Annotated in this window: 13 protein-coding genes; 5 read left to right on the plus strand and 8 right to left on the minus strand. The window is 45.3% G+C overall.

Features of this window, described 5'->3' with window-relative positions; genetic code table 11:
* On the plus strand, positions 1-193 hold a 193-nt coding region (locus LBJ25_07540; GenBank protein MDR1453807.1), incomplete at its 5' end, for a hypothetical protein.
* Positions 194-195: 2 nt separating this feature from the next.
* On the opposite strand, the gene LBJ25_07545 is transcribed toward LBJ25_07540, so the two are convergent.
* The gene (locus LBJ25_07545; GenBank protein ID MDR1453808.1) at positions 196-1,116 is read right to left on the minus strand and encodes an AAA family ATPase; all 921 of its coding nucleotides are present in this window, start codon (positions 1,114-1,116) and stop codon (positions 196-198) included.
* A gap of 152 nt (positions 1,117-1,268) precedes the next feature.
* Here LBJ25_07545 and LBJ25_07550 point away from each other — a divergent pair, with 152 nt between their 5' ends.
* The gene (locus LBJ25_07550; GenBank protein ID MDR1453809.1) at positions 1,269-1,595 is read left to right on the plus strand and encodes an ArsR family transcriptional regulator; all 327 of its coding nucleotides are present in this window, start codon (positions 1,269-1,271) and stop codon (positions 1,593-1,595) included.
* 214 nt (positions 1,596-1,809) lie between these two features.
* On the opposite strand, the gene LBJ25_07555 is transcribed toward LBJ25_07550, so the two are convergent.
* Complete coding sequence (locus LBJ25_07555) at positions 1,810-2,070, minus strand: helix-turn-helix domain-containing protein (protein ID MDR1453810.1); 261 nt, start codon at positions 2,068-2,070, stop codon at positions 1,810-1,812.
* A 74-nt stretch (positions 2,071-2,144) separates the two neighbouring features.
* On the opposite strand from LBJ25_07555, the gene LBJ25_07560 reads away from it, so the two are divergent.
* The gene (locus LBJ25_07560; protein ID MDR1453811.1) at positions 2,145-2,948 is read left to right on the plus strand and encodes a hypothetical protein; all 804 of its coding nucleotides are present in this window, start codon (positions 2,145-2,147) and stop codon (positions 2,946-2,948) included.
* A gap of 12 nt (positions 2,949-2,960) precedes the next feature.
* Here the strand turns inward: LBJ25_07560 and LBJ25_07565 are convergent, their stop codons facing one another.
* On the minus strand, positions 2,961-3,662 hold the full coding sequence (locus tag LBJ25_07565; GenBank protein ID MDR1453812.1) for a glycosyltransferase: 702 nt from the start codon (positions 3,660-3,662) through the stop codon (positions 2,961-2,963).
* Positions 3,663-3,997: 335 nt separating this feature from the next.
* Positions 3,998-5,044, minus strand: coding sequence for an AAA family ATPase (locus LBJ25_07570; protein MDR1453813.1), 1,047 nt, complete (start codon positions 5,042-5,044; stop codon positions 3,998-4,000).
* Positions 5,045-5,145: 101 nt separating this feature from the next.
* Here LBJ25_07570 and LBJ25_07575 point away from each other — a divergent pair, with 101 nt between their 5' ends.
* The gene (locus LBJ25_07575; protein ID MDR1453814.1) at positions 5,146-5,766 is read left to right on the plus strand and encodes a serine O-acetyltransferase; all 621 of its coding nucleotides are present in this window, start codon (positions 5,146-5,148) and stop codon (positions 5,764-5,766) included.
* On the plus strand, positions 5,766-7,142 hold the full coding sequence (cysS, locus tag LBJ25_07580; protein MDR1453815.1) for a cysteine--tRNA ligase: 1,377 nt from the start codon (positions 5,766-5,768) through the stop codon (positions 7,140-7,142). The genes LBJ25_07575 and cysS overlap by 1 nt, the downstream gene beginning before the upstream one ends.
* A 99-nt stretch (positions 7,143-7,241) precedes the next feature.
* Here the strand turns inward: cysS and LBJ25_07585 are convergent, their stop codons facing one another.
* The 4 genes from LBJ25_07585 to LBJ25_07600 form a co-directional block, all read right to left on the minus strand.
* Positions 7,242-7,514 (minus strand): STAS-like domain-containing protein, encoded by a 273-nt coding sequence (locus LBJ25_07585; protein MDR1453816.1) that lies wholly within the window; start codon positions 7,512-7,514, stop codon positions 7,242-7,244.
* A 442-nt stretch (positions 7,515-7,956) separates the two neighbouring features.
* Entirely contained in the window at positions 7,957-9,027 is a 1,071-nt protein-coding gene (locus LBJ25_07590) for a radical SAM protein (GenBank protein MDR1453817.1), read from the minus strand.
* Between the two features lie 12 nt (positions 9,028-9,039).
* Positions 9,040-9,894 (minus strand): class I SAM-dependent methyltransferase, encoded by an 855-nt coding sequence (locus tag LBJ25_07595; GenBank protein ID MDR1453818.1) that lies wholly within the window; start codon positions 9,892-9,894, stop codon positions 9,040-9,042.
* A complete protein-coding gene (locus LBJ25_07600; protein ID MDR1453819.1) occupies positions 9,866-10,582 on the minus strand; it encodes a hypothetical protein in 717 nt (238 codons plus the stop codon). Before LBJ25_07600 ends, LBJ25_07595 begins: the two co-directional genes overlap by 29 nt.
* Positions 10,583-10,890 lie beyond the last annotated feature (308 nt).

The raw sequence follows: 10,890 nt of genomic DNA on the forward strand, positions 1-10,890 counted from the left end.
TTTGGTCAACAGCGGCAACACGATCATTGTCGTGGAGCACAATCTCGACGTGATAAAATCCGCAGACCATATTATCGATCTCGGGCCGGACGGCGGCGAAGCCGGCGGCGAGATAATCGCGGAAGGCGCTCCGGAAGAAGTGGCCAAAAACCCGCGGTCGTATACGGGACAATTTTTAAAAAAAATTCTTTGATTTTATAAACAATTCAGCAGTATTTTATTCGTAATCGTTTTTTGTTTATTTAAATACGCCTCGGTCAGGGCGTTAAAACAGAGGTTATTGACTTCACGGGCAATACCGGAAGTCGCAATGTGAATGACCGGATATGTGTCCGGCTCAAACAAAGTATTTGGGTCGCCGCCAGCAATGCGGACGCGGAAACGGATATATTCTTTCATCTCGGCCAGGCCAAAGGGCAGCAGCTCTTCCTGCACATACATGCGGTTGCGCAGGGAATTATAGCTCTCGTGTTTGATGCGGCGCAGAAAAATCTCCTCGGTAAAAAGCAGAATGGATACCAGTTTCATTTCCGGCAGCTCGATATTGGAGATCGTGCGCAGGATATGCAGCGACGACGCCTCGAGAAAATGCGCTTCGTCGATCATGATGACCAGCCGCTTGCCCTGCTGATACAAGCCGATCACATAATCCTGCAAAAGGCGGATCATGTCGTAAGTCTGCGCGGCGTTTTTTAGTTTGTGCCCCAATTCCAGTTCCAGCAAAATTTCTTTCAAAAGCGCGGACTTGGTCATACCGGGCGACACCAGCACCACGATAGTCTGATATTTTTTCTGATCAAGATTCATCAGCAGCAGCTGCGTGATCAGCGTCTTGCCGCTGCCGGACTGCCCGCAAACCATAGCCAGCGAAATATTCTGCTCAACGCTCATTTTCATTTTCTGGTAAATATCCCAATGCTCTTTGGATTTGTAGAAATAGCGCAGATTTTCCGAGTCGCCGAACGGGTTTTCCGCACAGCCGAAATAATGCAGCAGATCGAGCGTGCTCAAACTCTCTTTGTCCAGCGCGGCAGCCGCAGCTTTGCCTTGCTGTTCTTTCTGTTTATCCGTGGAAATGAATATATCGGCAAAATCTTCCAGCGATGAATTAACCATAACAAACCTCCATAAACTGTTAATAGATTAACGTTTATCCGCCCCTGCTGTCAATAGAAGTTAATTAAAGGTTAACTATTTAAAGCAGGTATATTTTAAAAGAAAGTGGGTATACATAAGTATCAAACGATCGTGAAAGGCGGTAGATTGTTATGGAGAATTGCCAAAGCTACGTAAAGTTTTTGAGGGCGCTGGCCAGCGAGGAAAGGCTGGCTATCCTTGAAGACCTTGAGCAAAACGGCGAGATCAACGCCAGCAAGGTGGAAAACAAATTCTTTATGGAACAGTCCACGGCGTCGCATCATCTCAATGTGCTGTATAAAGCGGGGATTATCGAGCCGCGCAAAACTGGCCGCAATATTTACTATAGTCTCAATAAAAACTCGCTGCAAAATTTTTACGGTGATTTTTTGCGGGCGCTGGAGCAGAAAAGAGCGCAAAAAGCCGCGGACGGCGCGGCCAGTCCGGCGGTCAATTAAAAAACCCACGGCGGCGTTTTTAGAAAACCTTGCGAACCATTATTCACAAGGTGGGTTGGTCATCCTGCCTTACGGCAAAATGTATGTACTCCAGCGAATTCAGCTCTAGCCGAGCGAGAATTTCACATTGAAGTCCCCGATATTTTTCTAGGTTCAGCGGTTTAGAAAATAAACACGCGCGCCGCAGGCAAATACATTATACCACGACGGCAATTCAATATTTTTTAAAAATCCTGAAAAAATCCGCGACGGACATTTCCAGCCCGCGAATAATTTTGAGCAGCGTGCTCAAGCGCGGATCGGCCTGGTTTTTTTCGACGCGCAGCAGCACCGGCTCTTTCATGCCGGAGCGCAGGGCCAGTTGGCAGACACTGAGCTTACGGGACTTACGGAGTTTGGTTATATACTTGCCAACATCTTTAGGTTCGTACTGCAGGTCAAACTCCTGCTTAAAACTCTCGCCGAAAGTTGACATGCGTTAATAATATGCTATGATACTTATTAGTTAGTACTAATTAGTATTAAAAATACAACTTTTAAGGAGTATTTATGACTATAGCAACAGGTAAGCCAATGCTGGCCAGCGACATGCTCAATTTGGCTTTTTTTCCCAAAGGCGCTATTTTGATGTACGACGGCACAAGCTGGCAGGATAATGTCACTCTAAAGGGCTGGTACAAATGCGAGGGACAAACGGTGGATGGGTACGGCGTCCTGCCCGATCTGAAAAATCGTTTTATCATCGGCTATGACGCCACCAACACACCGCAGAGAAGCAAAGACAATAATTCCGTAACGGCCTCTGGCACGGGAGCTTTGAGCGCGGTCAATCTGCCCAAACACAGTCATCCGCTCAAGAATGAAAACATTACCATTACCGGCGGCGTACATCTGCACGGCTTCGGCGCCACCAATATTGCCACCAGCGGCGGCGCGCACAGCCATGCGGTTTCCACAAATTCCACCACCAAAACACTCACTGGCAATTTAGCCATTTCCACTTACTATACTTCAGCAACCGGTGTTTTTAAAAAAGGAGTAAATACCGATGTTGCTAATTGGAACGCTAGTAGTGGAACTTATAGCACGCCTTCTTATGATATTGATGTTCAGCACGATCATGGCGGCGTTGCGTCCAATGAAAGTCCCGCCCACACGCATACGGTTAATTTATCCGGCACAAACACCAGCGAATCTACGTCCCATACGCATACACTCAACTTGAACGGGAAAGCGACAAGCGACACCGGCTCAGACAGTCCACCGCCATTTAATATTTCCGTGAATTTTGACAACCGCCCGAGTTACTACGCGCTGATCTATATTATCAAAGCAACCGCGGCCGGCAGCTAACTATTTGACAGATCATCTGATCGGCTTGAAATTCTGGCTCGCTTTGCCGGTCAGTGTGATGCGCAGATAGTTCAGAATATTGTGGCCGAGAAAATGCCAAACGCCTTCCGCCAGGATCCGGCGCGCGGAAGTCTTAACGCTCATTTTTTTGTCGTAGACCACTTTGCCGAGTTTGCGCACGCGCAAGCCCAGATCCACATCTTCCGCCGTGACCAGACCGGCGCGGAAACCGCCCACCGCGTCGTAAGCGGATTTACGGATGGCAAAATTTTGGCCGGAAATATTGTCGCGGCGCAAGAGACGGCAAAAATTCAAAAACACCGTGTTGTAGAAAAAAGCCGCCAGTCCCCGCAGGATAGGGCCGCCGTCGCGCAGGTAAACCGGGCCGTAAGCGCAAACTACTTTATCATTTTCAAAAATCTTGGCGATACGCTCGACCCACTCGCGGCTCGGCGCGGTGTCGGCGTCGGTGCAGGCGACGATCTCACCACTCGTCGCGGCAAAACCTTCCGCCCTGGCCAGCGCAATGCCTTTGCTGACCTGCTTAACCACTTTCCAGCCGGCGCTCTGGCAGAGCTGCGGCGTACCGTCCGAGCTGGCGTCGATCGCCACCACTTCAAAATCTTTGTAAGACTGCGCCCGCACTGCGTCGAGGCAGGGCTGCAGATATTTTTCTTCGTTCATTGTCGGGACAACCACAGATACTTTAAGCATATAAAACCTCCTTAAACTAGAAGAGCCGCCCGGAAACTTCCAAGCGGCTCTCGAGACCTTAAAAACTTATTTTCTTTTCTTCGCGGTCTTTTTCTTGGCGACTTTTTTATTCGCCGGTTTCTTCGCTTTTTTCTTTGCTACCATTCTGACACCCCCTCCGTTCTTTTTTTTACAACGACTGAAATTTTCTCAGCCGCCTACAAACATTTCGCGGAGAAAAATTTTTATTTCTCCGGCGTCACATAACTTACTACTTAACTACTAATGTAATACAAATCATAAGCAGAAGTCAACCTCTGCTGAACACTTTTTATTTTTTTTGCGAACACACCGCGTCACTTCACCACAAGAATATTATTTGATTCGGCGCTCCAGTTGCCGTCGACGATAAATTTATACTCGTACTGGCCGGGATTTAATTCGATCGCAGTCGCCCACTGGCCGTCTTTATTTTTTTGCAGCGGCAACGGCTGCCAGTCGCTGAAAACTCCAGCGACTTGCACATCCTGAGCTTCGCCGCGGTAAGCGAGATTGATCGCGCGCACCAGCTGGCGGCGCACTTCGGTTTTGTTGGCCGTGCGCAGAGAACGCAGCCGCGCGGTGCGCGCCGGACGTGTCCAATCAATTATTTCCTGCGTCAGATTGAGATAATCGCGGAACGCCACGCCGCAGCGTTTGCTGCCCAGATCGACCACTGAGCGACCCTGCCGCTGCGAAACATTAAATTTTATGGAACGGCGGATCTTTTGTTTGAATAAACTTTCCACGGAGGTGATCTTTTGCAAATCCTCTTGAAAATCTTTATTGAAAGTCGATTTGTTATCGTAAAAAGTGATCACGTGTTTGATGTTTAATTCATGCTGCGCTTTGTTTTTCAGCATGGCCGCTGTTTCCTGCAGTTTTTGCAGGCCGGACAACGCGTAAAAACCGGAGTCGATCGGCACGATCACATGCGAGGAAGCCAGCAGCGCGTTGACGGTCAGCAAACCCAGGCTAGGCGGACAATCAATGATGATGTAATCGTATTGATTTTTGACTTTACCAAGCGCTTTGGCCAACCGCGACTCGCGCCAGGCCTTGCCGGCCATTGACTGTTCAAAAGTGGAGAGCAAAACATTGGCGGGCAGCAGCGTCAGGCGATCAGCCACGGACACCGCCGCGATAGACAGCGGCACTTCCGGCTCACGCGCATCGATCACATCAAACACCGTGCGCGCAAAAGAATCCGGCTGGAAGCCCAGTCCCAGAGTGGAGTGTCCCTGCGGGTCCATATCGACCAGCAGCACACGGTAGCCGCGCCGCGCTAAACTTGTGGAAACATTGACCGTTGTAGTGGTTTTACCGCAGCCACCTTTTTGATTGATGACGGAAATAACCGTCATAATTCCCCCCAACTATATATTATATAGAGTATATCAAAGGAAAATAGCGCTGACAACGGCTTGTTCCATTGCCGGTGATATTTTGTGTTAAAATACCCCCTATGTTATTCGTCGACGAAATAAAATCCGCGTTCAAATATGATCCGGCCTGCCGCTGGTGGGAGGTCTGGCTGTATCACGGTTTGTGGGCAATTTGGGTGCATAAATTTTTGCATCCGCTGTACATCTGCCGCCTGCCGATCATCCCGCGGCTCGGCTCGCAAATCATGCGCGCGCTGACCGGCATCGAGATACACCCGGGCGCGAAAATCGGCCGCGGAGTTTTTATCGATCATGGCAGCGGCGTGGTCATCGGCGAGACCGCGGAAGTCGGCGACAATTGCCTGATCTATCACGGCGTCACGCTCGGCGGCACCAGCACCAAACGGGTCAAGCGTCATCCGGCTGTCGGCGCGAATACGATCATCGGCTGCGGCGCCAAGATCATCGGTAATATCCGCATCGGCCAAAACTGCAAGATCGGCGTGAACGCTATTGTGCTGAAAGACGTGCCGGACAATTCCACCGTGGTCAGCATGGCCGCGCGCGTGCTCAGGCAGAACGGCGAAAAAGTCGACAACGACTGGGGCGCGCTGCCCGATCCGGTCGAGGACACGATCGTGCATTTGATCCACCGTATCGTAACGCTGGAAGAAAAATTAAAGAAATTCGAGTCTAAATAATGCAGGTCTATAATACTTTAAGCCGCCAAAAAGAAGAGTTTGCGCCGCTCAAACCAAACGAAGTAAACATGTATGTCTGCGGCGTAACGGTTTACGATTATTGTCATCTCGGCCATGCGCGCGCGTATATCGTTTTTGACATGATCCGCCGCTATCTTTTGCACAAGGGCTACCGGGTGAATTACATTCAAAATTTCACGGACATTGACGATAAAATTATCCGCAAGGCCAATGAGTCCGGCTCAAGCCCCCAGGAGATCGCGGAAAAATTTATTCAGGAATATTTTACGGATTTTGACCGGCTCGGCATTTTGCGCGCGACGGATTATCCTAAAGCCACAGAGCATATCGCGGACATCATCGCGCTGATCGAAACGCTGGTGCAAAAAGGCCATGCCTATGCGGTCAACGGCGATGTGTATTACGACGTAATTTCTTTTCCGCAGTACGGGAAATTATCCGGACGCAAATTTGAGGACAACGAGGCCGGCGCGCGGGTGGCGGTCGATGACGCGAAAAAAAACCCGCTGGACTTCGCGCTCTGGAAAGCCGCCAAACCCGGTGAACCGGCCTGGCCATCGCCGTGGGGCAATGGGCGTCCGGGCTGGCACATAGAGTGTTCGGTCATGTCGATGCAAAAACTGGGTCAGTCGTTTGACATCCACGGCGGCGGACAGGATCTGATCTTTCCGCATCATGAAAATGAAATCGCCCAGTCCGAAGGCGCGACCGGCCGGCCTTATGTAAAATACTGGCTGCACAATGGTTTCGTGAATATCAACGAGGAAAAAATGTCCAAATCGTTGGGCAATTTTTTTACGATCCGTGATATTTTGCAAAAATATGCGCCGGAAACGCTACGTTTTTTTGTTTTGAGCACGCATTACCGTTCGCCGATAAATTTTTCCGAAGAGCAGCTCATCGAAGCGCAAAAAGGCCTGGATCGGCTGTATCAGGCGGTATGGGAAAATACCCCCTCGGCGCCGAGTACAACGCCGCTCCCCCTTGTTAAGGGGGAGAAAGCTTCAGGCTCAGATTATGTCTCATTTGAGAAAGAATTTACGGATTATCTGGACGATGATTTTAATTCCGCTGGAGCGTTAGGCGCGCTTTTCAATCTGGCCACCGTCGCCAACCGCGACCACTCGCCGCAAGCCGCGGCTTTATTAAAAAAACTCGGCGGCATTTTAGGGTTACTGCAAGCCGAACCTCAACCAGCGGAAATACCGGCGGAAATCACCGCGCTGGCCGCCCAAAGAGCCGCGGCCAAGAAAAACAAAGACTTCGCCCTGGCCGACAAACTACGCGCGGAAATTTCGGCGCAAGGCTACACGATCAAAGATACGGCGCAGGGGTTTGTGCTGGATAAAAGGTAGATTTCTATTTACGAGAATCGTATTCCTTAAAATAAGTGTTATGTTTCATGGTAATTACGCAACAGCTGTTGCAGAATTTTCTCAGCAAAAGATTAGTTCTCAGTTACTAGAAATAATCGCTAGGGTTTCTTTAATAGACGGATTTGAATCATTCGCAAAAACAATTTTGTTGTTAGTATATTGTTCTTTGATCTGAGTTATAAACTCATCAGCCCAAGACGGAGTAAGCACATTAACCCCATTAAAATCAATAATAATCTCTTCTTGTGGCGTAAGTTTAGATAACAGATAAGCATTGGTAGACAGAAAAGCTTCTTTTCCAGCTGGTCTGGAAACCAAAATTACACCAAAGTTCTTAACATCTATTTTCATAATGGACTCCTATTTATATTTTAGCAGAGCAACACAACCAAACACAGGACTATCAGAACACAGACTATCGATGATCTCCTTAATATTTGATTCTTGTAAAAATATTGGTGTCACCATAAATCTATATATACTTCCTTTTATATCAACCGTTATTATTAGTTTTTTACTTTACCAGGAACTATAACATTTTTTATCATAAGGTTATTTTAGCATAATTCTATATAGACGCTTTTTTCTTGCATTTAAGAAAAATTACTTATTCACCTTCGCCAGCTTCTCTGCCTCGCTAGACCTGTCGCCTATGCGCCAGGCACAGCTTCGCGTGCAAGGAAATACCGGCGGAAATAACCGCCCTGGCTGACAAACTGCGCGCGGAAATTTCGGCGCAAGGGTATGCGATCAAAGATACGGCGCAGGGGTTTGTTATAAACAAAATATAAATTTATAGCAAATTGTTTTCATTAGCATACAGGCAATATGAATTTTCAAAAGCGTGTCCGCTAATAGAATGAGCAATATCCACACAACCGCCTTTACATACCGCCCCATGCTGGCACTTGGCACAGCAACCCTTTAACTGGTTCTTGTCAAAATTTCTGGTATAAGCAAATGATTTGGGATCAGTCCAAATATCATACAGACTGCGCTCGCGCACATTGCTCTCGATATATTCGTCAGGCAGAGAATCACAGCCTTTGATATTGCCGTTGCTTTGGATGCCGAGATTGCTACGGCCGGCTTTGCAGCCGTCCCAACAATTATAGTTAATCGTGCAAAATGGATGTTTCTCTGAAAAATAGCCCAAGTCGTCCGCTCCAGCAATTGGCAAATCAGAAACAGAATGTTCCTTGACGGAATTATGAATAAATTTTGCAACAGATAAATACTCATCTTTATTTAAAAAATAATCTCTACTGAAACGACTGCCGTTATTATTGCAAATTTGTATCTGCCAAGCGATGTTTTTGCCTAAAATTAAATCTCTAATCAATGGCAATTCTTTTACATTTATTTTATTGACAGAAGTAATGACCGAAAGATTTATTCCGGTATTTTTAAATAATTCCAGCGATTTGAAAATTCTATCAAAAGAGCCTTTATAGCCTCTAATATAATCGTGTGTTTCTGCTTTGCCGCCGTCTAAACTAAAACCAATAACGCTTGGTTTTGTAGCAATTACTTGTTTGGCCAGCTTTTTATTATTCGGGAACAAAGAACCATTGGTAACATAAGTAATTCCCAGCCCTGTGTCCATAATCATTTTGGCAATCTCATACCAGTCTTTGCGTAAGAATGTTTCGCCGCCAATTAAAGATACTCTCTGAAAACCAATTCGACGCAAATCATTAGCCACAACCCGAATTTCATCAAAAGTTAATTCGTTCTTACGACTTAAACCAGCCGAACCACCGCAATGCAGACACTTAAAATTACACAATAATGTGAGCTCCCACACCGCACAATCCGGCTGATATATATCAACTCCTGTTTTTTTCGTGATATTTATACCCACAATATATTCTCCTTATCTGTTATTTTTAAGGCTTAACGCCGCTGTATATTGCGCATATTTATGCTGGGCTTCTTTGGTCCAAAAATCCGTAAATCGCCAGACAGGTTCTTTAAGTAATTTTTTTAATCTCTTGATGTCATTCCAGACCAATTTTTTATCGATATTTATTTCTTTGTTATTTAGTAAAAATAATAGCAACTTGGGAGAAATATGCTCATATGCATAAATAGTTTTTTTAATATCTTTGGTCCGTAAAACCTCTTCCAGAATTGCCTCATAATAAGGAAAATCCGCGTAAGTGATTCTTAGCTTTTTGTTTTTAGCCATAGCACTAAGCACAGTGCTTCTCTTTTCAAAATAATGATCATCAATTTTTTGCGCTACAACCCGCACGCTCGGCCTAAAAACAAAGTCTGCAAATTTCTGCTGGACGACTATCTTAAAGCCACTTTTATTCAGCAGATTTTCCAGTATCGGCAGAGAAAAACAAAACTTATGTGTCATACCAGCGTCTTCTATGCCGTAGATATGACACAAAATATTTTCTTTATCCGCAAGGTTAAGCGCCGAATTGTATTGTCGAAAGGCTTTCTCTATGTCAGGAGTTGTAATGACCAATAGTCCATCTGGCTTTAATAAAAGATAACCCTTGGCTAAAACAGCCAGAGAATCACAATAACCAAAATGCTCGATGACATCTTTTAGTAAAATTTCTGCAAAATAACTATGCGGTAAATTAAGGGTAGTTGCAGACATTTTCATATCTGCAACTACATTGTTGTAAAAATCTACATTCAAATAATCTTGCAAGTAATCATAACCACACCCTAGATTTATTTTATTTGGATAATGTGTAGTTAATCTCATTTTTACTTACCACCGCGTATCTTGTGCCAGGCGTATAACTACTTGAGCTAGGATTTATTGACGTTGAATCTGGAACAGTAATTGTATATACATCTGGTTGTTTATTTGCAACCTTCGGATAAGTAATTTTCAATTCAAAACTACCATCCTCCTGCTCACTGATTTCAACCCCTTCTTCGCTACCATCAAATATATAAGTCCACCTACTACCTTCAACAGATTCCCCATCAGATTTATCTTTTATCATTGCATTTGAAGCAAATGTAACGTCTAATACTCCTCCGTGCTTGCTGTTGTGAAAATGAATACCGGCCTTTTTTAGGTTTTCCGCCGATTTTACCGACACGGAATAATCAAATTGTTCCGCAACCTTACTGCCAGCGGAAATTTTGCTCATAACATTTACAGACGGTTGAAGATAAGAATCATTAAATTGACTAAACACATCTGACGGCAGTTCGTCCTGCAATATCGTAAGCACTGCGTTTAACTTCTGGTCTGTGGTATCTTCCAGCCACAGATCCATAAGTTTAGAAGTTGCATCCTGCAATCCCTTGCTGGTTTCTTTCAAAATATCTGATTTCACAGATTGCGCAATATTTGTCGTTCGCTCATCTTTAGCAACTGTCCCTCCTTGTATCTTTAATACATTAAAACTAGGCTGATTACCGTTAATTCCATCTACCATATAAATACCCTCCGTCTTATTTTTTGGTTTGCTTAAATTTTTTTTATTTCAATTTGTTTTCTGAAAATAGAATCCAGATACTCTTGTTTTTCATTTTTTTTCTGCTTGGACATGCCATCTTGTTCTTTGACTATAAAACCCATATAAACCACCCCCAATCATTTGAAAGTGATTTTATATACGAAAAATATTTTTCTGGTTTTTGCTTGGAAAAATCTGGTAAATTTACAGCGAATTTATTTATTACAAATTCGTAATGGGGGGGGGGGGGGGGGCAAATGTAAATTAATAATTATAAATTTTTTTAA

Source organism: Candidatus Margulisiibacteriota bacterium (assembly GCA_031268855.1).
In the GTDB taxonomy this organism is placed as follows: Bacteria; Margulisbacteria; Termititenacia; order Termititenacales; family Termititenacaceae; genus Termititenax.